The 23,809-nt window shown below is 43.5% G+C and carries 16 protein-coding genes and 2 tRNA genes; 12 read left to right on the forward strand and 6 right to left on the reverse strand.

The annotated features are described in order from the left end of the window. Positions 1–377 precede the first annotated feature (377 nt). Complete coding sequence (amyS, locus tag OU793_RS19850; RefSeq protein ID WP_159404344.1) at positions 378–1,901, forward strand: alpha-amylase; 1,524 nt, start codon at positions 378–380, stop codon at positions 1,899–1,901. Positions 1,902–2,031: 130 nt separating this feature from the next. Further along, entirely contained in the window at positions 2,032–2,286 is a 255-nt protein-coding gene (locus OU793_RS19855; RefSeq protein ID WP_005460888.1) for a hypothetical protein, read from the forward strand. A 62-nt stretch (positions 2,287–2,348) separates the two neighbouring features. Here the strand turns inward: OU793_RS19855 and OU793_RS19860 are convergent, their stop codons facing one another. Together OU793_RS19860 and OU793_RS19865 are read right to left on the reverse strand one after the other, a co-directional pair. Then, on the reverse strand, positions 2,349–3,137 hold the full coding sequence (locus OU793_RS19860; RefSeq protein ID WP_005460910.1) for a lipase: 789 nt from the start codon (positions 3,135–3,137) through the stop codon (positions 2,349–2,351). A 98-nt stretch (positions 3,138–3,235) separates the two neighbouring features. Beyond that, positions 3,236–4,168 (reverse strand): CHAD domain-containing protein, encoded by a 933-nt coding sequence (locus OU793_RS19865; protein WP_159404343.1) that lies wholly within the window; start codon positions 4,166–4,168, stop codon positions 3,236–3,238. A gap of 443 nt (positions 4,169–4,611) precedes the next feature. Here OU793_RS19865 and OU793_RS19870 point away from each other — a divergent pair, with 443 nt between their 5' ends. Both OU793_RS19870 and OU793_RS19875 read left to right on the forward strand, forming a co-directional pair. Continuing rightward, complete coding sequence (locus tag OU793_RS19870) at positions 4,612–5,400, forward strand: thioredoxin domain-containing protein (protein ID WP_159404342.1); 789 nt, start codon at positions 4,612–4,614, stop codon at positions 5,398–5,400. Positions 5,401–6,184: 784 nt separating this feature from the next. Next, positions 6,185–8,869 carry an Ig-like domain-containing protein gene (locus OU793_RS19875; protein ID WP_065770483.1) on the forward strand — a complete coding sequence of 895 codons (2,685 nt, stop codon included), beginning with the start codon at positions 6,185–6,187 and terminating at the stop codon, positions 8,867–8,869. A gap of 104 nt (positions 8,870–8,973) precedes the next feature. On the opposite strand, the gene OU793_RS19880 is transcribed toward OU793_RS19875, so the two are convergent. After that, positions 8,974–11,223, reverse strand: coding sequence for a hypothetical protein (locus tag OU793_RS19880; protein WP_180767795.1), 2,250 nt, complete (start codon positions 11,221–11,223; stop codon positions 8,974–8,976). A gap of 677 nt (positions 11,224–11,900) precedes the next feature. On the opposite strand from OU793_RS19880, the gene OU793_RS19885 reads away from it, so the two are divergent. The 3 genes from OU793_RS19885 to OU793_RS19895 all read left to right on the forward strand — a co-directional run bounded on the left by OU793_RS19885 (position 11,901) and on the right by OU793_RS19895 (position 14,780). Continuing rightward, a tRNA-Leu gene (locus OU793_RS19885) sits at positions 11,901–11,987 on the forward strand. A gap of 73 nt (positions 11,988–12,060) precedes the next feature. Beyond that, a tRNA-Cys gene (locus OU793_RS19890) sits at positions 12,061–12,134 on the forward strand. 843 nt (positions 12,135–12,977) lie between these two features. Further along, entirely contained in the window at positions 12,978–14,780 is a 1,803-nt protein-coding gene (locus OU793_RS19895) for an Ig-like domain-containing protein (RefSeq protein WP_029837672.1), read from the forward strand. A 79-nt stretch (positions 14,781–14,859) separates the two neighbouring features. Here OU793_RS19895 and OU793_RS19900 read toward each other — a convergent pair whose 3' ends face one another. Both OU793_RS19900 and rnk read right to left on the reverse strand, forming a co-directional pair. Beyond that, complete coding sequence (locus OU793_RS19900) at positions 14,860–16,494, reverse strand: hypothetical protein (RefSeq protein WP_017447503.1); 1,635 nt, start codon at positions 16,492–16,494, stop codon at positions 14,860–14,862. A gap of 434 nt (positions 16,495–16,928) precedes the next feature. Then, positions 16,929–17,336 carry a nucleoside diphosphate kinase regulator gene (gene rnk, locus OU793_RS19905; protein ID WP_005486313.1) on the reverse strand — a complete coding sequence of 136 codons (408 nt, stop codon included), beginning with the start codon at positions 17,334–17,336 and terminating at the stop codon, positions 16,929–16,931. A 439-nt stretch (positions 17,337–17,775) separates the two neighbouring features. Between rnk and nirB the strand changes: the two genes are divergently transcribed. From nirB to cobA, 4 genes are all read left to right on the forward strand, one after another. Next, complete coding sequence (gene nirB, locus OU793_RS19910; protein WP_140103615.1) at positions 17,776–20,340, forward strand: nitrite reductase large subunit NirB; 2,565 nt, start codon at positions 17,776–17,778, stop codon at positions 20,338–20,340. A 13-nt stretch (positions 20,341–20,353) separates the two neighbouring features. Further along, positions 20,354–20,677, forward strand: coding sequence for a nitrite reductase small subunit NirD (gene nirD, locus OU793_RS19915; protein WP_005460996.1), 324 nt, complete (start codon positions 20,354–20,356; stop codon positions 20,675–20,677). Between the two features lie 202 nt (positions 20,678–20,879). After that, positions 20,880–21,728: a formate/nitrite transporter family protein gene (locus tag OU793_RS19920; RefSeq protein WP_159404341.1), complete on the forward strand. Its 849-nt coding sequence runs from the start codon at positions 20,880–20,882 to the stop codon at positions 21,726–21,728. Between the two features lie 173 nt (positions 21,729–21,901). Next, the gene (cobA, locus tag OU793_RS19925) at positions 21,902–22,660 is read left to right on the forward strand and encodes a uroporphyrinogen-III C-methyltransferase (protein WP_031856677.1); all 759 of its coding nucleotides are present in this window, start codon (positions 21,902–21,904) and stop codon (positions 22,658–22,660) included. A gap of 44 nt (positions 22,661–22,704) precedes the next feature. Here cobA and OU793_RS19930 read toward each other — a convergent pair whose 3' ends face one another. Next, the gene (locus tag OU793_RS19930; protein ID WP_005460915.1) at positions 22,705–23,145 is read right to left on the reverse strand and encodes a DUF4174 domain-containing protein; all 441 of its coding nucleotides are present in this window, start codon (positions 23,143–23,145) and stop codon (positions 22,705–22,707) included. 117 nt (positions 23,146–23,262) lie between these two features. Between OU793_RS19930 and OU793_RS19935 the strand changes: the two genes are divergently transcribed. Next, positions 23,263–23,751, forward strand: coding sequence for an NYN domain-containing protein (locus tag OU793_RS19935; protein ID WP_140103616.1), 489 nt, complete (start codon positions 23,263–23,265; stop codon positions 23,749–23,751). Positions 23,752–23,809: the final 58 nt, after the last annotated feature.

The following is a 23,809-nucleotide window of genomic DNA, read 5'->3' on the forward strand; positions in this document are numbered from 1 at the left end:
TGCAGCGGATTGCAAATCCGTGGACCTCGGTTCGACTCCGGGACGCGCCTCCATTATTTTGAAAGCCAGTCTCTTATGACTGGCTTTTCTCGTTTCTAGTGCTCGCAAATCGCTTCTTCTCTTCGTTTTGTTTCATTCGTATCCGTATCACCAAACTCATTTGATCGTCATTCAATATTTTACACACGCTAATTATTGATTTTATAAATGTTAATCAACTCAATAATTGTATGGGTAGATTGGTGTTAATTTCTCTTCGATTGTAATCCGAACTTTCTGTCTTACAGACAATACGTTAGCAAGTTTTATGTGTTGCTATTGCAGCTGCATGGTAGGTCAGAAAGCGGGTTTTGGTCCTTTAACGTGAGAGAAAAATAATGAAAACATTCAAATTAAAACGCACTTTTTTACCGCTAACCTTGCTGCTCAGTGCTCCTGCCTTTGCTGGGCAAAATGGCACCATGATGCAGTATTTTCATTGGTATGTACCTAATGATGGCGCATTATGGACGCAGGTTCAAAGCAATGCTCCAGCACTCGCTGAAAACGGTTTTACAGCGCTCTGGCTACCGCCAGCTTACAAAGGCGCGGGCGGCAGTAATGACGTCGGTTATGGCGTCTATGATATGTACGATTTAGGTGAGTTTGATCAAAAAGGCTCAGTACGAACCAAATACGGCACCAAGGCTCAGTACATATCTGCAATCAATGCCGCGCACAACAACAATATCCAAATTTACGGTGACGTTGTGTTTAACCACCGAGGTGGCGCAGATGGAAAGTCGTGGGTCGATACCAAGCGCGTTGATTGGGACAACCGCAATATTGAACTGGGCGACAAATGGATTGAAGCTTGGGTTGAGTTTAATTTTCCTGGCCGCAACGACAAATACTCGAACTTCCATTGGACTTGGTATCACTTTGACGGTGTTGACTGGGATGACGCCGGCAAAGAAAAAGCGATCTTTAAATTCAAAGGCGAAGGAAAAGCTTGGGATTGGGAAGTCAGCTCTGAAAAAGGCAATTACGACTACCTAATGTACGCCGATTTAGACATGGATCACCCAGAAGTTAAACAAGAGCTGAAAGATTGGGGTGAGTGGTACATCAACATGACCGGCGTTGATGGCTTTAGAATGGATGCCGTGAAGCACATTAAATATCAGTATCTACAAGAGTGGATTGATCATTTACGTTGGAAAACAGGCAAAGAGCTTTTCACCGTTGGTGAGTATTGGAATTACGACGTAAATCAACTGCATAACTTTATTACCAAGACCTCTGGCAGTATGTCGTTGTTCGATGCGCCGCTTCACATGAACTTCTACAACGCGTCAAAATCTGGCGGTAATTACGATATGCGCCAAATCATGAATGGCACGTTAATGAAGGACAACCCAGTCAAAGCAGTGACTCTCGTAGAAAATCACGATACGCAGCCACTGCAGGCGTTAGAGTCGACAGTAGATTGGTGGTTCAAGCCTCTTGCTTACGCATTCATTTTATTGCGTGAAGAAGGTTATCCGTCGGTGTTCTACGCAGATTACTACGGCGCGCAGTACAGCGACAAAGGCTACAACATCAATATGGCCAAAGTGCCTTACATTGAAGAACTTGTAACACTGCGTAAAGAGTATGCGTACGGCAAACAGAATTCTTATCTCGACCATTGGGATGTGATTGGCTGGACCCGAGAGGGCGATGCTGAACATCCAAACTCAATGGCGGTGATCATGAGTGATGGACCGGGCGGCACAAAATGGATGTATACCGGTAAGCCAAGCACGCGCTATGTCGACAAGCTGGGTATCCGAACTGAAGAAGTTTGGACCGATGCCAATGGCTGGGCAGAATTTCCTGTCAATGGTGGTTCAGTCTCGGTTTGGGTGGGCGTTAAGTAACGTCGTCCTGTGATTTTGATACAGAACATGCAAATTTCAATGAAACATTACATTTAATCAAGGTGTTATTTGATATTCATGTAACAAATGCGTAACTTATATTTGAGCATTATCTAGAGGAATATAAAGAATGGAATCTATTGCTGATGTATTGGTTGTCGCCATTGTGTTTGGTGCCATTTTTGGAGGCGGGATCGTCAAGTTGATCTTAAATCATCGTAAAGAAGTTCGAGCGTTAGAGATTTCTGAGCGAAATACGATGAGCCAAGAAGAGCAAGAAAGCCTCAAAAAGCAAATTGGCGAGTTAAAACGACGCGTTGAAGTGCTAGAGAGAATCGTCACCGACAGCAAATATCAACTTGAGAAAGAAATTGCTTCGCTGTAATTCAAATCTTAGAAAAAGCCGGATCAGTCCGGCTTTTTTATGTCTATCGTTTGGTTTTTCAGTCAACGTTCATCGAAAAAGTCTTTGTTTCGGATGTACTTACTCATTAAATGGTAAGAAAACGGACGAATCAGCCAACTAAACAGTGAACGCCCGAGGCGAATGAGTGTCGGCGTGTTCTCATAAATTCTGCCATTGTACAGCCACAGCATTTTTCCGACGTGCCAGTACAGAAAAGGCACCGGAGGCATGAAAGTCACAATATCGATATCACAACAAATTCGGTAGGTTTTATGCGCCAGACGATAGCGGCGTTTGAACGTCCAGTCACCAATGGCGGGCTGCCCGAAAGTCACAACGCGCTTGATGCTTTTCGGATACTTCTTTTCTATGTAATCCGCAAACACGCTACCAATTGCACCACCAGAAGAGTGGCCTGTCACCGAAATGCGCTTGCCTTGTAGAATAAGCGGGACAACGGTTGCTTCTAGCCGTTCTATCACGCTCAAACCTAAGCGGTCTTCGTTTCTACTAGGTAAACTTTCTTGGAACAATAGGTGATAAAACCCTGCGTGAATACGGTAGTTGAGACCTAATCGACGGCAGCTTCGTGTCCACATTGCAAAGTTGAGCAACCAATCGGTAATGCTGTGAGAACCTTTAATAACGACCACGACTTCATCGCGGTTTTTGCTCCACAATACGCGAATCATAATCTTACCGTGTTCGTTTCGGATGATTCGCTGACCATTCGGATCGAAGCCATAACGTGTTTGTTTAAAGACTCTTGGATACGCGAGGTTGCACAGCACGGCGTAGCGTTCGTATTGGTATCGTTTTAGTGGTTTCACGTTGTCTTACTTAAAACTGTCCAACCTTATACTCTAGTGAGCGAGTGTGAAGAACACGTGAACATCAGCAGAATGTTTTACCGGTTCATTCCTCGTGGTTAACGGTAAATCTCTAACGTCGAAGCGTCATTGATAAATGAATCAAAACTTTTTAGGCGAAGTAAGGTAGATTGCCGAGATTGCTCATGAGCCTGTTTTATTTGCTTAATCAAAGATTTGAGTACTTGGCGATCTAGTTTGTTGTGGCGTTTGTCTTTGCGGATCTGGGTGAAAAACGCAATTTGAGTCGAAGTGTCATTGAAGTCGCCGAGCTTGTCTTGAAGCAGCTTAAGTTGCTGCACATTTTCTTTGTGTTGTTGCGCGGGATAGAGAGCAGAGAAGCACTCCAGCAGGTAGCGTAGAGCTTTGCATTTAATGCGTAATGTGTGAATGACATCGTCTTTGCTCGCGGGCGAGATTTTTCTTTGTGAGTTATTTACTTTTCTAAACTGGTCGGCAATCTTTTGATTTGCGAACGTCACTAATTCAATGTCGTTTTTTAGCAAGTCGTATTGTTTAGTTCGCTCAAGGCTGTTTCGAACCATAGCGCAATGCGTTTGGTAAGCAAGTGATGCCAACCAACTTGCTACGCGCACTTGTTCAGCATTCTTCATGGCATCAATATCCGCGAAAATGCGCATTAATGATGAATGCTGTTCTGGCAACATCACAAGATACTGGTTGGTGTCTAAAGTGAACACGTCTAGGTCTCGCAATAAGTTCGTTTGTTTCATTAATGTCTTTAAATGAGGCTTGAGGATGGCTAACTCAAAACAGGGAATCACTTCGCTGAGTAAAACGCATAAAGAGCGCATGCGTCGTAACGTGACGCGATATTGATGTGTAAATTCAGGGTGAAGGTTATCCATGATCCCTTGCTCTAACGAACGAGCATACTCAAACTCTCTCGCAAGAAAATCAGGCAATACAAAGCAGAGTTCGGAATCGAGATGCAGTGGCAATCGACTTGAAGATTTTGGTGGGGCGCTCATGGTTTTCCTCCAACATACTTAGACTAAGTGTAGAGGTTGATATTGCATAGACATAAAAGTCGTTCAAATAAATCGAAATCTTACCAAGCAATAAATTAATTGTTTTAAATACATGTCGTTAGCCGATAGTCATTTTATATAAGCATAATATGACTATTTTTTATAACCATATTATTAATCGAATTGACTTATATCGACTCCTTTACAATACTTTTTACCAACTTGAAAGAAATTGCTGTCTTATCGTCAGTGTTAATAGTTATTCGGAATTTATTAATACTCAGATTAGATGGAAATCTGTAGCTTGTTGTTATTACTGATAGTTTAAATTTTCTCTAATCACTTAACAGGCATATTCTGTCAATGACATCTCAGCAAATCTTTTAATAGGGATAAGTAAAGTGCGAATTTATATTCGTACTATTTCATAGTGAGGGCGTGAGATGTTTATACAAACAGTAAGAATCGTCATACCGTTAGTATTACTGCAGTTTTTAACGGGTTGTCAGTCGGATGATAACGATAAGCTAAAATCTGAAATTGAGTCATTAAAACAAGAGATCAGTCAACTAACAAAAGAAGTAGGAAAGATAGAAAATGAAATGAAAGAAATGAAAGATTTGGCATTTAATCCACCCAAAAAAGAGCCACCGACTTTGCCGAATCAACCTAACTTTACTGAAGATGGCACATTGCCACTTCTTGGAAGTAAAGACGCAAAAATTGCTATTATTGAATTTTCTGATTTTCAATGTCCTTATTGTAAACGATTTACAGACAGTGCTTTTAAACAGATAAAAGAAAATTATATTGATACTGGTAAAGTTCAATATATTGCGCGCGATTTCCCGTTGAGTTTTCACGCGAAAGCCATGGGTGCTGCGATCGCAGCGACGTGTAGTCTTCACCAAAATTCCTACTGGCCAATGCGAGATATGCTGTTTAGCAATGTCAAAGACTTAGGAGAAGAGCTCTATCAAAAAGCAGCCACAGATTTATCTTTGAACTTGGAAGAGTTCAATAAGTGCATGAAAGATAAATCTATTGCTAACAAAGTTGAACAAGATTTGACGTTAGGAAAATCCTTGGGCATTCGTGGCACGCCAAGTTTCTTAATTGGTCGCGTCGAAAACGATCAACTTGTAGAACCACAGATAGTAGTGGGCGCGCAGAGGTATGCAGTGTTTGAATCTCTATTAGAGCAGTTATCGAATAGTGATAAAGCAAAATAATATTTTTCATATTGAATAAAAGGCAACTAATGTTAGTTGCCTTTTATTTTATCTAAATTAACCAGTTTATTAATTTAGAGCTTGTCTTTATATATTGATATTAGGTGTCGATATTTATAGTTGTTCTGGTGAATTGAAACCACACACATAGATCTTCTTAAATCATCGATGCTTAATAATTGTTTTGTTTGTGTTAATTTTGGGTTATTTAAGATAAATTTCTTATTTTTCATGGGTTAACTTTGAGCATATATTAAAATGGCAAAGTTATATTAAGCTGAATTCATATTGGGATTGGCATTTTACTTGTAATTTAAATCTTCTTATATATTCATGCTTTAAATAAGAATGTTTGATCTTGCGATAAAAATTAATTGTTTTTGGTTGAAATTTAATCACTGTGTTTGTAGGATTTTACCTTCAAAAACCAACCTGCGCTTAAAAAATAGGAAAGAGGGGTAAATTTATTGCATACAAATAAATAATTTATCTTGTGTTACTAATGCAAGTTTAACCTAAATAATAAATGACTATTTTAGAGTTTTGCTTTTTAATTTTTGTTAAAAGGCACGGCATCTTATTGACTAATTATTAGATGTCTTTGGGGTTCTAATTCTAGCATCTATTGCTTACCTTTAACGTTTGTAGCTTTTCGAAATGAATGGAAATTCATGCGTTTAGCTTAGTTATTTGCGCTCCCTAAGCGTCAAGCGATCGACATGATTGCGGACTTCTGCTGCGCAAAAATTAAGAACCAAAGATAAAAATACATAAGAAATTAAGTATGTTTAATACCCATTTTAATATTGCTACTTCCAATACATTTAAACTATCAACAACGGCTCTTATCGGCCTCTTATCTCTGACATTCAACGCGACCGCGCAGTCGCAAGACATCCCGCATGGACATGTGATTCAACAAGAAAAACTGGTTTCACCTACTGCTAAGGGAAAACGCCAACAGGCTCAAGATAATACCAGCGCATTAAAGCAAGCGATGGCTGATTATCGCGGTGCATCGGCGAAAAACAAACATCACTATTTAGAGCAAATGATTTCTCTTGCTCATGGTCGTCAAGCATTGCTTTCCGAGCTGTTTCAGTCAGATCCTAGCGCGGTAGCGCAGGTTACTCTGACTGCAAAAGCTCGCAAAGGTATGCCTGGAAAAGTACAAGCTTTGCTAGAGCAGGAGCAAACGCTAGAAGGCGAACTGGAAGTCTTCTACGAAGATTATGAAGATCACAGCAAGAGCCGTCTTCGACACGTACTAAACACCTCTGAGGGACTTATTGAGGTGCACGGTTCTTCACAATCACCAATCAACGCGATTCAGTCGGGTGCAAAAGTTCGTGCGCGTGGTTGGAAGTTTGATAATCAAAGCGCGCTAGTTCTGGAAGAATCACAACAAAGTCTACTTGTTTTGGCTGATGGCAGCACAGGTAGTGCATCGACGAGCACATCATCTTTCACTTTGTCCAATACTTTAGGTGAACAATCGACTCTCGTGATGCTAGTGAATTTTCAGGACGATGTACAAGAACCATGGTCTGTTGAAGAAGTAACCGATCTAGTGTTTGGCTCGGTGAATGATTTCTATAAAGAAAATTCAAATAATCAGACGTGGTTTGCTGGAGATGTTCTAGGTTATTACACGTTGCCTATTAACTCAGTTTGCGATACTGCGCAGATTTACACTGCAAGTAAAGATGTTGCTGCAACTAAAAATGTAGATATCGATAGCTACAGCCGAGTCGTTTTTGTTTTTCCTAAGATTGCAGATTGTGGGTGGACAGGAAAAGGTACAGTGGGGGGGACACCATCGAGAACTTGGGTAAATGGTTCTTTGACACTAAGGACTGTCGCTCACGAACTTGGTCACAACCTCGGATTACATCATGCTAAAAAGCTTGAATGTGGTGTCGATGTGATTAGTGGGGATTGTTACACGATTGAATACGGCGACAGCTTAGAGATCATGGGAACGCCAGGTTTTACCGGACATTTCAATGCGTTCAATAAAGATAGCCTTGGGTGGTTTTCTGCAGAGTCATCGTCAGTCGCAGGCAAAATTATTGAAGTCAGTTCCGATGGTAGCTACATATTAGAGCCTTATGAATTAGCTCCCGAAAGCGAAGCAAAGGCAATAAAAGTTCAGCGTGGCGTTGATTCGACTGGAAAAAAGCTATGGTACTACTTGGAGTATCGTCAGCCGACAGGTTTTGACAGCTACCTAGAGAGCTATCCATCTCTAACATCGGGTGTAACGATGCGCTTGGGTACTGAGTCTGATATGAATAGCAGCCAAATCATCGATTTAACACCAGCAAGCCAAGTTATGGACTGGAACGATTCTACATTGGCTGTCGGTTCAACCTATACAGATGCCGATGCTGGAATCACGATGACTACAGAATGGGCAGATAATACTGGAGCAAGTGTTCATATCAGCTTTACTCAGCCAGTATGCAACAAGAGTGATCCTGTTGTTACCGTTTCTCCTAGTCAAAATGTTGAAGCGGAATCGGGTAGCACACTTGGCTATAACGTTACGGTCACTAACAATGATGCGGCAGGTTGTGATGCGTCAGAATTTGAAGTTGACGCTTTGGTACCAAGTGGGTGGACTGCAACCTCGTCTACGCTAAATTTAGATCCTGGTGCTAGTGAAAGTGTGTTAATTGATGTGACTTCTGATGTTGCTGCGACGGATGGTAATTATTCAATACTATTTAATGTAACAAACAGCGCTGATACGAACTACTTCACGAAGGCGACAGAAAACTATGTCATCGAAACGCCAGTGGAAGCCTGCTTACGTGGAACGCCATTGTTGGTGTTATCGGCAAGTCAAACTGATGAGCTTGAAGCAGGCAGCACAGCGAGTTACACAGCGACACTGACTAACCAAGACAGTGCTACTTGTGACGCGAGTACATTTACCCTAGCGGCGAGTGTACCAAGTGGGTGGAGCGCCAATAGTGGGGCTATTACTTTGAACCCAAGTGAAACTCAATCGCTCACAATGAACATAACATCAAGCACTGAAGCAACAGAGGGTACATATGATATTGCTATTACGGCTCAGCACTTGTCGGATTCAAGTCTAAGTGTTAGCAAAAGAGTGAGTTTCAGCATCTCAGTTCCAGTTCAGGTGAACACTGCGCCAACTGCTCAAACTGATCGAGTGGAAGTGACCTCAAAAGATTCAGTGAGCATTAATGTACTTGCAAATGATAGCGATCCTGAAGGAGATAGACTGACGATAACATCTGTGACTCAAGGTTCGAAAGGTTCAGTACAAATTACGTCAAATGGCCAGTTAATATATACGCCAGCGAAAAGCTTTAAAGGCAGCGATAGCTTTAGTTACACTATCAGCGATGGCTCCCTTACTTCGACAGCATCTGTGTATATTAGTATGGCGAGCTCTTCTGGCAACGATTCAAGTAAAGGAAAGGGGCGAAAATAGCTCTGTTGTAAGTAAAGTTCAATCAAATGAAAAGGGGCAATGGGTGATACCATTGCCCCTTTTATACAAAGATAATTCAAGAACTTCGTATGGCTACCTAAAGGTTAAGGTGCCAATATAGCTTGTGCGTTGACTGAAATCACTGGCTCTACAGCAGGTCCGCCATCCTCATCGGCTACTGAGATTAGCAATAAACCACCTGAACCAGCAGATCTAAACAAATTATCTACCGAAGCATCAGGTGTTAATAAATCAACACTAAATGTACAGTTCATGTTGCCATTCGCTGCAATAGAGAATGGGAACGCAACCGGACAGTCACTTGCGGTAATCATGTAATGTGTATTACCTTGACCAGCCGCAATCGGTGTACCTGCAACACTAAGCGCATTTAAGTTGACCGCCTCATAACTAGAAGCATTGGCAATGTTGAGGTTCAATGTTAGTGACAGAGCGAAGCTCAAGTTAATGTCAGCAGGTTCATTGATAAATGCTACTTTACCGTTATCTGTGTCTGTGACTATTTCAGGAACCGCGTCATCTGTCTCACCAGTTACTTGAGCGGTGTTCATATGCGGTGCATCTGGCTCACCCGATAGGAAGGAACTAACAGTACAGAATCTAGTATCTCCAGGGGCTAAGACATCACCATAGAAGTCACAATCGCCTTGATAGCTTACTGAGTCGAACAATACACCAAGTTTGTCATCCGTCATTTCTGTAAGAGTGATACTGTCCACTGGGGATGTATTGGTAATAGTAAACGTGAAGTTTACATTGTCACCAGACTCTGTTACCGAATATGGTGGCTCGTCTAAAGCATTAGGAGTTTTTACCAAATCAATAGCACCAGGGCTGTTACTAAAGGACACACTCGCTTGACCAGAGTCTTCATCGGAGTCGTTTTCGTTGTCATAAGCCTTTGCAGTTACCGTGTTTACAAATGCAGGATCACCCACGTTACCAGTAACATTTCGTGTGTAGCTGAATTGACATGATCCACCAGTTCCGAGTACTGCTCCCAGACATGTCGCCGCTTCAGCAGCAATATTGTACTGATCATCCGTTATAGAAGTGATCTCTACCGCGTCAACAGAAGAATTGTTGGTAATTACCACAGTGTATTCGACAGGTTCACCAGCAAGACTCTCTACAACAGTTGTTGGGTTAGCGGATTTAGTAACGGAAATTACCGGCGGTACATTTGTGAGTGTCACGACGACCTCATTACTACAGTTAGGATTTGGCGTACCAGCGGTACTCGCGACGGTACAAGTGTTATCCCCAACAGGTTCACCATATTCATCGACGATAGTAGAACGAACATAGTTTTCAAACGATTCCGCAGTAGGAATGTTTGGTAAGTCGTCATCACTAATCGCTATTTTGAATGTACATTCTAAACCAACGGCTTCTGGTGGGATCTCATAAGGTAGTACGAGATTTTCACAAGCATTCGCTAAGCCACTAGACATTAGAGTGTAGTGACCTTTTGTTGTGCCAATTTCATTACCGCCACCAACACTATTTAGCAAGAAGGTTTGTGAATCAGAATCAGTACTAGAAGACACTTCATCTTCAATTTTTGTTACGAAGACACTATTGCCTGTACTGTCAGCTGGAACGATTTTAATCGTATAGATAAACTCGTCACCAGGTTCTGAGCCGGTTGTTTTATTAACAGACTTAGTTGATACCGGTGGATCTGGCTGAATAAAGATTGGGATGTTGTAATCATCATCACAATTACATTTTGATGGAGCGCCAGGGTAGGCGTCATTACCATCCTCACAAACTTCATTTTTACCAGGTTGTCGCCAGCTTACACAGTTTGGCAGGTTGAGTTGTCCGTCACCGTCAGAGTCCTGACAAAGTGTCGTGATAGTTGTTGAGTGAACAACTACTTCAGCTTGTTCTACGTCCCAACAAGAGTCGCCATCTGTGTTCGATGCGTTGGTTGAGTGCTCATCGCTTAACGTGTAGATATTACAACTTCCGTTAAGCGCGTCTGGAGCCCCATTTCTTTGGAAATATAAACCGATGTCGTAACGATCACTTGCGGTTGAGACGACATTAAAGTCAGCTTCAAAGGTAACATCCTTACCTGCGACACAGACTGTGGTGTCTGGATCAACTGGCTGACCATCGATTTCAATTATTTTGATGTTTGAAGCTTCTGCAATGTTTATGTCATTTGCTGTACAGTTCAAACTCTTTCCATATTGATCCTCCATACAAACGCTTTGTATGCCTGGATCTTGAGCTAAGGCTGTTGGCCCATAAAGCGCTGCTGCACCTAATAACATGGCGCTGAACAGCGTTTTATGTGGGTGAAATATTAAATGTTCCATCATCTACCTTCTTTTCTCATTGAAAGTTGATAAAAGGGCGATGTAAGTATCCAATGATGCCAACACTGGACTCCGGCATCATTGAACACACGAACTGCTGTGCCCCCTGTCCCATGACAATTGCTCCACAAAGTGTGTGTTCTGAAACTTGTATGGTGGAGCGCTTGTCGGTGCCCACTAGAGAGCAAAAAACAAACCAACACCTATCGCATTGATTTTTAAATATTTTGTGTTTTTTAAAACTGTTTCAAAAACACTTTGTGTGAACAGAGTGTTAACTTGTTGGGAAAGGGTCTAGGAGGCCATTCCTAGAAATTAAACGGGATATCAGTCGGTTATGGAGGGAAAGAAAAACGTGCCACTTGGGTCGTGTTCGAGTTAACAGGTGGACACTTTGTTGACAGCGAGTGAGAAAACCATGTGTCTTGCTGTGGTTTTTTGTGCCTAACAAAGTCAATGTAGAGACTGGGGGAAGGGGATTCGAACAAGATTGTGAGGAATCGATTTGAATGATAGTTGCACTAATTGTGCGTGATTTATGCTGTTGGGATTGCTTTTTAAGCATCTGAATCAAAAAGATAAAATTTATTGTTGACCAGATAAATTAATCCGTTAAAGTACGCCTCGTTCTCACGGCACGGCCGATGAGAGATGGTGTTACCATCGCAAAGAATTGCGTTGCCCTGGTGGTGGAATTGGTAGACACAAGGGATTTAAAATCCCTCGGCGTTCGCGCTGTGCCGGTTCAAGTCCGGCCCGGGGCACCATCAAAACGATGTATGGATTTCAGATTCAGTTTTAAAGCATCGTTCTCATGACAATGAGAAAACAATCAGGTAAGGCGCGTTGGCAGAGTGGCTATGCAGCGGATTGCAAATCCGTGGACCTCGGTTCGACTCCGGGACGCGCCTCCATTATTTCGAAAGCCAGTCTCTTGTGACTGGCTTTTCTCGTTTATAGCACCCGCAAATCATTTTCCTCTCTTGTTCTGGCTACAATTAATTATCACCATTCTGTTTGTCACATCATTATCATATTCAAAGTGTATTTCCATTTTTTCTACAGAATAAAACTATTTATCTTGTTCAATTTTTTATTCACAGGTAGGAATTGAATAGTAGAGTGAAGCTTCTATATTTCTTCGAGTGATCTTATTATTGTCATCATTTTATATCTATTATGTTCATATAAATGCCACCTTAAATATAAAGTTCACACTTGGTGTGTAATGTGATTAATGTTTTTGCTTTGTTTGTTAATTGTTATTATTTGTTGTTATCTTAAGGTAAGGCTTTGAAATGTGGTCAGTAAAAAAACTAATAGCAGTTGAGTGAGAACAGTTTAGCGCTCATTTTCTATTTTCGACATGTATTTAATTGATTCATAGAAGTTTTTCTTTTTATGGGTGCAATCGGTTCATTATTGATACGATTGAATATTCTCAATTTTTGAGCGAAAAATGATCGATGTTTAACTGTTTGATGTGATTGAAACTCTTTGGCTCTTACAAAGAATTAACGTAATTTGGTGATGTGGTTGGTTGAATTTTAACCTTTTGCTTTGTTATGATGCTGCCTCATTTATTGATGTTGGTGATGTTTTAGAAGAATAAATACATTATGTATAGAAAATAGAGATTATTCATAGAATAAGCTCTGGTTCTATATTTTCTAAATTTTAACCTCTATCTAATCCTATATATTCTTATCGTTAATTCGGTGGGAAGGATAATTATTATAATTATTTCAGGTGAAGCAGTGATTGATAAACTCCGCATGAATAAGCACGCCCTAAATAAAGGGATCTTTTTCTTACTCGTCTTATTTCTATTTCTACAAAATATCCAGTACGCCAAAGCTGCAGGCAGTTCAATAGGCCAACAAGATACGTTGGTGATGCTATTGAATTTCAAAGAGAATCCTAACGATCAACCGATCACGTCAGAAGAGGCGCACGCGTTAGTATTTGGTGAGGTTAACGATTTTTACCAAGAAAACTCCTACGGCAAGACATGGCTAAGTGGTCAAGTTGCAGGTTGGTACACATTGCCTGTATCGAATCAGGTGTGTGATTATCCTTCGGTTCAAGCGGAAGCGGATAAAATGGCGCGTGCTGATGGCGTAGTGCTTGAGGATTATCAGCGCATCATTTACATCATGACGCAATCAGGTTGTGCTGGTGGTGGTTCTGCAACAACAGGGAAAACGTTCCCGAGTCGTGCATACATAGATGGCACGCTGTCAGCAAGAGTGATTGCACATGAATTCGGGCACAACCTTGGTTTGAGCCACGCTAAGGCGTTGGATTGTGGCGATGCGTCGGTATCGAACAACTGTAGCGTAATTGAATACGGCGACTCGTACGATGTTATGGGTACTCCTGATATGGGTTACATCAATACGTACTACAAAGAACGTATGGGATGGTTGAATGATGCGGAATCACCAAACATTCTTACGGCAACTCAAGATGGTTTGTATGAAATCGCAGAGTACGAAACCCAAGACATAACACAAAACATCGCGTTAAAAATACCTCGCGGTGTGAACCCTAATACTGGCTTGAAGGAGTGGTTCTATGTCGAATATCGTCAAGCGATGGGTTATGACCAGTTTTTAGATGACCGCTCTTATATGCTGTTTCGTGGTGATGTGACGGACGGTGTGATTGTTCGTTTAGTCGAAGAAGGCGCGGAAGAAAGTTACATTCTGCACATGAAGCCAAATTCGGATTACAGCCAAGTTTATGGCCGAAAGGATTGGAAAGACACCGCGTTACCAGTGGGTGACAGTTTCACCGATCCAGTTTCTGGTCTCACGATTAATCTTGCGAGTGCAGCCAATGGTTTTGCCGGTGTGAATGTATCGTTTGGTGGTTCGGTAACTCCAAGCGTTTGCGAGATGTCTGCGCCAAGTGTGTCTGTGAAAGCGACGTCTGATACACAAGTTAATGCTGGCGACACGGTTGAATATCAACTGACGGTAATAAACACGGCAAATGATGTTTGTGGCACGATTCGTTTTGATGTGTCTGCTCAAGTAGAGAGTGGCTGGCAAGCGAGCTCTCAATCTATTTCCCTTGCGTCTGGCGAGTCTAGCGTGGCTACCATCGCGGTGACTTCTGCTCTAAGTGCAACCTCTGGTGACTACCCTGTGACGTTTAATGTGGTAAACACGAAAGATGAGGCTTACAACGTGGCTACACAAGCAACGTATGCCGTTGCTGAGCAGCAAACGGGCAGTGGTGATGTTGTGGCGGTTGACGATAACGTTCAGATGAGCAAAGTTTCAACGGTAACCATTAATGTGTTGGGTAATGACATCATTGCTGATGGTGTGTCTGTCGAGATCTCAGCAATGAGCGCACCGAGTAAAGGAACGGTGAAGCTACTTTCTGATGGGAGTATCCAATACACGCCAGCGAAGCGATTCAAGAATCAAGACAGCTTTAGCTATACGATCACCAGCGGTAATGTTACGTCGACGGCAATGGTGACTGTGGCGCTGCAATCATCTCCTGATTCTGGCGGGTCTTCACCTGGCAAAGGTAAGAACAAATAACAAAGCAAAGCCACCTTATGTTTAAGGTGGCTTTTTCGTTATTGTTTACTGTGGATTGCTGCTATCGGGTTTGTCTTGCTTACGGTGCAGGACATAGTGGACAGCTTGCCTCTACAGGCATGCCTGTATCGACAGTGACACCTGTAATGGCGTTAACACCTTCTGCAACGACGGTGTCTTTGAAGGTTCTTACATCATGTGCAACAACCGGACCACCAGAAACATCACTACCCGGAGCAGGGATGTAGGTGCCATCGTAGTTCATACAACTTTCAGGATTTAAAGTACCGACATCTTTAACGACTGTCATACCGTCATGCATTTCAGTAATTTTCACATCGTTAAGTTTCACTTTACTGTCGTTACATACTTTACCTTCGTAGTTCACTCTTAATCCGTACGCGCCAGATGCGTTTTCTTCAACGTAGGTTGTACAGTCTTTAGTGATACTCAATGCGCCCACTGGAGTAAGTGGAGGACAGCTATCTGTGTCAGACTTAGTAAGCACAGGTTCGCCACCATCTTTGATGGCTGCGCTCGCCGTAGCCTCATTTTCTACACCGTTGATGAGCGAAACAAAGGAACCAGTAAATGTTGCAGTTTCGCCAGCGGCAAGAACGTCAGCAGTGAATGAATCGCCAGCGGTAATATCTTCAACATAAAGGTCGTAAAGTGCACCAAAACCAGTATTGGTTACTTTGATCTCGTAGTTGTAGATGATTGAGTCACCACTTGGTGATAACGCACCAGTTGGACATGTTTTCACAAGTTCCATACCACATAACTGGAATTGACCTAAAACGAAGTCTTTCAAAGATGCGGTGAATGAAGCAGACGAACGGGTTTCAGCCATGAAGCTGCTGAAACAAGACGCTGTGCCGTCGATTCCGCCAAGCAGTTGAGTGAGGTTTACACCACCTTCATAGAAGCTTTCGTATGGGAAAGCGTTCATTGTGCCGTTTTTTGCAGTGTATGGCCAAGGTGATGGGATTGGTGTTTCACCTTTGTTGGTGGTTGCACAACCAAAGTCACCATCATTGACAGCAGAGCAGTCAGCAGGGTTTGCACCACTGGTTTCCGCTTGTAGGCGTAAGTTTTTGGCTGCACAATCGCCAGGGGCAGGGTCATTACTGTCCGCTTTTGAACAGGTTGGATCCCAAGTTACCAATGCGGCGTAAGGTTCATCATTCGCACCTTGCGGATAATCAATCAATACCAAAACGTCGCCCACAACGTGTTGACCAGAGAACGAACCGTCATCAAGGGCTTGGACATCATCTTGGAAGAACCAGAAACCCATAAAGGCATCACCTACGTTCGCAAAACGGTCGGCACCAAAATAAATGACCAAATCCGAACCGCCACCGCCGTTATCGACGCCGTAGGCAGCAGCGTAAGCATTGGTTAAGTCATCTTTATCTGGTACAGAACCATCTTTGTGAGACCATTCTGATATGTCTTGAATATCTTTTCGACCACCAGTAAATATGGAGATAGGTGACGGATCGGGAAGAATCCCAGTATCGACATTGGCACTGTCGCTACCATCGTAAATATTTTCCCAATCATCCCCCGCAACGGCTTCGTCTGTTGCATTACCTTCCAGTTCGAAGGTGCCCAGATCATGAACCGCCCAAGTCGGCGAGGCAAACACACTCAATATCAGCCCCAAGCAAAATGCTCGAGCCAATATCACCAGTTTATTAAAGTCCATCTTACTTTCTCCTTTTCCAAACAGAAGATACGAGCCGATTGGCGCTCATAACGGCAAGGAGCGTCTCCAATTAACATGTCATCTCGATTGACGCTGGGCTCGTTACGTACGGGAGGGGTTAAGCAAGAAGTAATCCGTTAGTTAACTGGCTGAAAAATTTAGGAAAAATAATTTCAAGCTGTCGAGGTGAACAGTTTAGATTGCGGTGTTTAGGTGATACGGAACGATAAGCGTATGAATTCGATTGAAAAGACAGAAATCTGTATCAGATGGACAATGTGTAACACACGTGAACAGGTTGGAGAGGCTGGCGAAGAGAGTAGCAAGGCAGCGCGAGGGAAGCCGAAGGTGAAAAGCGACAATGTAAGAAAAGATTCGAGGAGCTCTCCTGGTGCAAAGTCTTGCGATGTCCTTTGCACCGGGACTCCTGAGGGTTAGCGGTTTAGTGCACCACAACGCTCAGGTTGGTATGTGATATCGACAATTTCAATCGTCTTCACTTGTTTGTTTGGCATTGGCCAATCGAGCTTTTGACCCACAGACAAACCGATTAGTGCGCTCCCAACAGGAGCAAAAATCGAAATGTCATCGCTGCTTTTTAGCTCCGATGGGTAGACCAATGTTTTGGTCATGGTTCTTTCTTCGCCCGAAAATTTAAACTCAACGGTTGAGTTCATGGTGACCACATTCGACGGCATCTCTTCTGGTTCTAAAACCGTTGCGCGGTCAAGCTCTGCTTCTAGCTCAACAAGCTCTGCAGCGATGTTTGGCATCTTATCCAGCAGGGCGGTAATTCTGTTCATATCTAAGCTTGAGATATAGATAGAGTTGTTTTCTGACATTTTATGACTCCCAAATAAAATGCCGCCTCATAAACATGGGACGGCGCTCTATATGTCAATTACGGTATAAATCACATGGTTTTCATTCCATATGAACTACTTTTGATTCTAGTCTTTATGCAATCCGTTAGCTAGTAAAAGATTTTTATTGTGGGGCTTGATTTTTTCTAAAACTATCAAACACTTCGAACGCTGTTCGGTACAAAATTCTTCTTTATAACCATAACTTATCATGGGCAGCTGATTGCTTATAAGAGTTCTTTGTAAAAACTACCAATATTCGTTAATAAATTACCTTATTTTATAGATAAACAGAGCAAATAGAGCCGGCTACCCCTTTAGGGTAGTTTGAATTTGTAATTGATTTACATCATGTATTAATTTTCTTTCACAATTAACAATGCGCTCAGTGATAAGAACCTAACCCTTAGGAAGTACAATGAGCAAGTTGAAGCTAGTAGTTATCGGTAACGGTATGGTAGGGCACCGTTACATCGAAGACTTAGTCGAGAAAGCGGATGTCTCGCAAATGGATATCACCGTTTTCTGTGAAGAACCTCGTGTCGCATACGACCGTGTGCACCTTTCCTCTTATTTTTCTCACCACACAGCTGACGAACTGTCTCTAGTCAAAGAAGGCTTTTACGAGAAACACGGCATCAATATGTTGATCGGTGAACGTGCGATCAACATCAACCGTGAAAACCGAATCGTTTACTCAAGCACTGGTCGTGAAGTTCAATACGACAAACTGATTCTTGCTACTGGCTCATTCCCATTTGTTCCGCCTATCAAAGGTCATGAAAGCAAAGACTGTTTTGTTTACCGCACAATCGAAGATCTTAAAGCGATCGAAGCGTGTGCGAAGAAGAGCAAATCAGGCGTGGTTATCGGTGGTGGTCTGCTAGGTCTTGAAGCTGCAGGCGCACTAAAGGCACTCGGTGTAGAAACACACGTCGTTGAGTTCGCGCCAAAGCTAATGGCTGAGCAACTTGACCTTGCTGGTGGTAATCAACTTCGTCAAAAAATCGAGCGTATGGGCGTGAACGTTCATACCAGCAAAAACACGCTAGAGATTGCAGCAGAAGGTAAAAATGCTCGTAACGTCATGCGTTTCGCTGACGGCACTGAGTTAGAGACAGACTTCATCGTATTTTCTGCGGGTATTCGTCCACAAGACAAACTGGCTCGCCAAATGGAGCTAGAACTTGGCCCTCGTGGCGGTGTTGCCATCAACGACCACTGCCAGACTTCTGATGAGAACATCTACGCGATTGGTGAGTGTGCGTCTTGGAATGAAATGTTCTACGGCCTTGTTGCTCCTGGTTACAAGATGGCGACCGTTGCGGTTGATCACCTACTAGGTAACACAGAAAGCAAATTCGAAGGCGCTGATATGTCTGCGAAGCTAAAACTGCTTGGTGTGAAAGTGGGCTCTATCGGTGATGCGAATGGCCGTACTGAAGGTTGTAAGAGCTACGTTTATCAAAACGAAGAGCAAGAAGTTTACAAACGTCTTATCGTTTCTGAAGACAACAAGAAACTGCTCGGTGCGGTATTGGTGGGTGATACGTCTGACTACGGCGATCTGCTTCAACTGATGTTGAACGAAATCGACCTACCAGAGCATCCAGATGCCTTGATCCTTCCTGCACACGCAGGTGCTGAGAAACCAGCACTCGGTGCGGATGCACTACCAGAAAGCGCAGTGATCTGTTCATGTTTCGACGTAACCAAAGGCAAGATCGCTCAAGCGGTTGCTGATGGTCACCACACATTGGGTGACATCAAAGCAGTGACTGGCGCAGGTACAGGCTGTGGTGGTTGTATTCCTCTAGTGACCTCTGTTCTAAATGCAGAGCTTGCTAAATCGGGTATCGAAGTGAAGAACGACGTGTGTGAGCACTTTGCTTACTCACGCCAAGAGCTGTTCCACCTAATCCGTATTGAAGAGATCAAAACGTTTGATGAGCTTCTGGAGAAATACGGTAAAGGTTACGGTTGTGAAGTTTGTAAACCATTGGCTGGTTCTATCTTAGCTTCTTGCTGGGGTGAACACATTCTTAAGCCACAACTGGTTAAGCTGCACGACACGAACGATAACTTCCTAGGTAACATCCAAAAAGACGGTACTTACTCTGTTATTCCACGTATGGCGGGTGGTGAAGTAACACCTCAAGCACTGGGTGCGCTAGCGAAGGTTGCTGCAGAATACAACCTATACACCAAAGTAACCGGTGCTCAACGTATTGGTCTGTTTGGTGCTCAAAAAGACGATCTTCCAGAGATCTGGCGCAAGCTTATCGACGCTGGTTTCGAAACAGGTCAAGCGTACGCAAAAGCACTTCGTATGGCGAAGACCTGTGTTGGCTCAACTTGGTGTCGTTACGGTGTTCAAGATTCTGTTGGTCTAGGTTCTTACATCGAGAACCGTTACAAAGGCATCCGTACGCCTCACAAGATGAAGTTCGGTGTTTCTGGCTGTACTCGTGAGTGTGCGGAAGCACAAGGTAAAGACCTTGGCATTATCGCGACTGACGCAGGTTGGAATATGTACGTTTGTGGTAACGGCGGCATGAAACCTCGTCACGCAGACCTACTAGCCAGCGACCTAGATAAAGAAACGCTAATCAAGTACATCGACCGCTTCATGATGTTCTACATCCGTACTGCTGCGCCACTGCAACGCACATCAGTTTGGATGGAAAACATGGAAGGTGGTGTTGACTACCTACGCGCAGTGATTGTTGAAGACAAACTTGGCATCAACGCTCAATTAGAAGCAGACGTAGCGAAGCTTGTAGACGAGTACGAGTGTGAGTGGACGGCAACTATCAATGACGAATCACAACTGACTCGTTTCGCACATTTCATCAACTCTGACAGGCGCGATGACAACGTTGTGTTTGTTCAAGAGCGCGAACAGCACCGCCCAGCGACCTTCACGGAGAAACATCCTGAAGCGAAAGGCGACATCCTACACGTAGCGATCACTGAAGCATAAGGGAAGGTTGAACATGTCATTTGAAAAGATTTGCCAAATCAGCGACATCGTACCGGGCACTGGCGTTTGTGCTTTGGTTAATGGTCAGCAAGTTGCGGTATTTCGCCCAACAGAAGCGGAAGAAGTGTTAGCTATCAGCAACACCGACCCGTTCTTCCAATCGAACGTGCTTTCTCGCGGTTTGATTTGTGAGCATCAAGGAGAGCTTTGGGTGGCGAGCCCGCTTAAAAAGCAACGCTTTAACCTGACAACAGGTGCTTGTATGGAAGACGAGCGTTTTAACGTGAAAGCGTACAAAGCGCGCGTGACAAACGGCGAAGTCGAGATTCAAGCGTAAGTTTAAGCCCTCCTCCACGGAGGAGGGATGTTTCTTCGCCTTTTAGTATCCGTTTCATAGATTCAATAGACAAAGGCTTTCCACGCATCATTTCCGGGGGACAGGGAAGCGAGATGATGTCGACAGCAGTGGATGTCAGCGGGAAGCCTTTCTCTATTCAATCTTCAACTTTTAACTTTCAATTTTGAATAAGGACACATTCATGTCTACAGACTTTAAACCTGCTGAATTCTTGCAAACCATGATCAACGTTGGTGAAGCAAAAACCAATACAAGCACGCGCGACCTTTTGCTTCGTGGCACGATGGCCGGCATTATTTTGTCGTTAGCGGTAGTTGTCGCAATTACGGCGATGGTACAAACGGGAATTGGCCTTGTGGGTGCACTTGTTTTCCCTGTTGGTTTTGTGATTCTTAGTGTGATGGGTTACGACCTAGTTACGGGCGTATTTGGTCTTGCGCCTTTGGCGAAGTTTGCAAACCGTCCGGGCATCACTTGGGGGCGCATTTTCCGTTGCTGGGGTCTTGTAGGTTTGGGTAACCTGATTGGTTCTCTGATTGTGGCTTACCTTGTGGCGATTTCTCTAACCGGTAACTTCTCTCTAGAACTCAACGCGGTAGCGAAGAAATTCGTCGCTGTTTCTACCGCGCGTAGCCTTGGTTTTGAAAACATGGGTATGGACGGATGGATCACGTGTTTCGTACGCGGCATCTTCTGTAACCTAATGGTGTGTCTAGGCGTGATTGGCAACATGACTGCGCGTTCAGTCTCCGGTCGCGTGGCGATGATGTGGTTCCCAATCTTCATCTTCTTCGCACTCGTATTTGAGCACACTGTGGTAAACATGTTCCTATTCCCACTAGGTATGATTCTAGGTGCGGACTTTGGTATCGCGACTTGGTTGAACTTCAATTTAATCCCAACCATTCTAGGTAACATCATCGGTGGTCTTGTCATGACTTGTCTACCACTGTACCTAACTCATGCGAAAACAGCGCCTTCTCTAAGTGTTGAAGAGGACGTTATTGCAGAACCTGCAATCGCAAAATAAACCGCTTTATTTGGCCCTACCTTTGGTGGGTAGGGCTATTCAACTCATTTAACTTTCGATAGGTATTGTATTGATTTGGCTATAAAAAGTAATAACTCCTTGGGGTAGTTTGAACCCTAAGCCAATTAAGTGAGTGTTACTCTTTATATCCAAATTTTCCGATAGGCGTTGATATGACTACTGCGAACTCATCTTTAAACAGCGGCTTTGTTTCTCTTGTTGGTGCTGGGCCTGGCGATCCGGATTTACTGACGGTCAAAGGTTTGAAAGTGATTCAAGCGGCTGAAGTTGTGGTGTATGACCGTTTGGTATCGAAAGAGATTCTAGAGTTAGCACAGGCATCCGCAGAGATGATTTATGTCGGGAAAAAGCTCGATTTTCATTGCGTACCGCAAGATCAGATCAACCAAATTTTGGTGGAAAAAGCACAAGAAGGGAAACGCGTTGTGCGCCTAAAAGGTGGAGATTCATTTATCTTTGGACGCGGCGGTGAAGAGTTGGAAGAGCTTGCAGAATACGGTATTCAATACGAAGTGGTGCCGGGGATCACTGCTGCGGCGGGGGCGACGGCTTACGCAGGTATTCCACTAACACACCGTGATCATGCGCAAAGTGTTCAATTCATCACGGGTCACGTGCAAAAAGACGGTCGCGAAATTGAATGGCACTCGTTAGCGCAATCAAACAACACGCTTGTGTTCTACATGGGGTTGAAGCAAAGCGGCCACATTATGGACAAGCTCATCACGCACGGCTTAGACCCAGAAATGTCATGCGCAATCATCGAAAATGGGACGCGACCAGAGCAACGCGTGTTCCAAGGTAAACTAAATGAACTGTCTAGCATGGCAGAGCAAGCAGTGAGCCCTGCATTGATTGTGGTGGGGAGCGTTACGCAGCTGCATAATAAGTTGGCGTGGTTCGGAAAGTAACGAAGAATCCTGTTTCTTCACGAGTCTTCATTTCCTCAAGTACTTCAGATTTCGCAGGGGCTTCGTTGCCTCTGCATCTCTTGTTTTCGCATCGGCATTTGGTCAATCAAATCGTTAATGTATTGCCAGTCGGTTTCTGCCCCCCAGCGGTATTTTTCTAAGCCATCTTTACCGAGTAAAATCGCAGTGTGCTCGCCTTTTTTCACGCTGTAGATCTCTGCGAGTATCTTTAAATCAAACTCTTCTTTAAGCCAGCTTGGCACGGTGTAGCCGTCTTCTGTGATCACCAGTGTGACGACATCTCTATCAACTAACTCACACTCGTGCATCAATGCTTCAAGCAAGAACTGTTTTACGTAATCATCATTTTCAGGCGCGAAATACAGAACACTGCGATGCGGCCAGTATTGAGTGTGCGCAGGATAGCCGAGTGCCGTCGAGGCAAAGACGCACAAAAGCAGTATCACCAATAACTTTCCATCCATGACTCACTCCTAAAAACGCGATTTTCCGTTTATACGTTAAGTTTAGTGGAATTGGCTCATTGTGCTTTTGGGCGATCTGGCTTAGGGTAGGCGGCAAATTATCGGTATGAGATCACCATGCAATCAGCCCACAAAGAAAAAATCGCCATTCTCGTTGACGTTCAAAACGTTTATTACACTTGTCGCGAAGCGTATCGCAGTAACTTTGACTACAACCAGTTTTGGTATGTCGCGACACAAGAAAAGGAAGTAGTAAGCGCAAAAGCTTATGCCATTGCCAGTAACGATCCGAAGCAACGCCAGTTTCATCACATTCTAAGAGGTGTGGGATTTGAGGTGATGTTGAAGCCTTACATTCAGCGTCGAGATGGCAGCGCCAAAGGGGATTGGGATGTCGGTATCACGCTCGATGCGATTGAGATTGCGCCTGATGTTGACCGCGTGATTTTGGTTTCTGGTGATGGCGACTTCAGTTTGCTGGTGGAACGTATTCAGCAGCGCTACAACAAGAAGGTCACCGTCTATGGTGTACCAAGGTTAACCTCGCAAACCTTGATTGATTGTGCTGATAATTTCGTCGCGATTGATGATGATTTCTTGCTGTAATCATTAGACTAGACAAAGAAAAGGCGAGTCATTCAGGCTGTACTTATGCGTACAATGA

This window comes from Vibrio sp. VP6 (assembly GCF_028823755.1).
GTDB classification, from domain to species: Bacteria; Pseudomonadota; Gammaproteobacteria; order Enterobacterales; family Vibrionaceae; genus Vibrio; species Vibrio parahaemolyticus.

Coding starts and splice junctions, on each gene's coding strand:
- amyS (WP_159404344.1), top strand. CDS start 378: ATGAAAACATTCAAATTAAAACGCACTTTTTTACCGCTAACCTTGCTG.
- OU793_RS19855 (WP_005460888.1), top strand. CDS start 2,032: ATGGAATCTATTGCTGATGTATTGGTTGTCGCCATTGTGTTTGGTGCC.
- OU793_RS19865 (WP_159404343.1), bottom strand. CDS start 4,168: ATGAGCGCCCCACCAAAATCTTCAAGTCGATTGCCACTGCATCTCGAT.
- OU793_RS19870 (WP_159404342.1), top strand. CDS start 4,612: ATGTTTATACAAACAGTAAGAATCGTCATACCGTTAGTATTACTGCAG.
- OU793_RS19875 (WP_065770483.1), top strand. CDS start 6,185: ATGTTTAATACCCATTTTAATATTGCTACTTCCAATACATTTAAACTA.
- OU793_RS19880 (WP_180767795.1), bottom strand. CDS start 11,223: ATGATGGAACATTTAATATTTCACCCACATAAAACGCTGTTCAGCGCC.
- OU793_RS19900 (WP_017447503.1), bottom strand. CDS start 16,494: ATGGACTTTAATAAACTGGTGATATTGGCTCGAGCATTTTGCTTGGGG.
- rnk (WP_005486313.1), bottom strand. CDS start 17,336: ATGTCAGAAAACAACTCTATCTATATCTCAAGCTTAGATATGAACAGA.
- nirB (WP_140103615.1), top strand. CDS start 17,776: ATGAGCAAGTTGAAGCTAGTAGTTATCGGTAACGGTATGGTAGGGCAC.
- nirD (WP_005460996.1), top strand. CDS start 20,354: ATGTCATTTGAAAAGATTTGCCAAATCAGCGACATCGTACCGGGCACT.
- OU793_RS19920 (WP_159404341.1), top strand. CDS start 20,880: ATGTCTACAGACTTTAAACCTGCTGAATTCTTGCAAACCATGATCAAC.
- cobA (WP_031856677.1), top strand. CDS start 21,902: ATGACTACTGCGAACTCATCTTTAAACAGCGGCTTTGTTTCTCTTGTT.
- OU793_RS19930 (WP_005460915.1), bottom strand. CDS start 23,145: ATGGATGGAAAGTTATTGGTGATACTGCTTTTGTGCGTCTTTGCCTCG.
- OU793_RS19935 (WP_140103616.1), top strand. CDS start 23,263: ATGCAATCAGCCCACAAAGAAAAAATCGCCATTCTCGTTGACGTTCAA.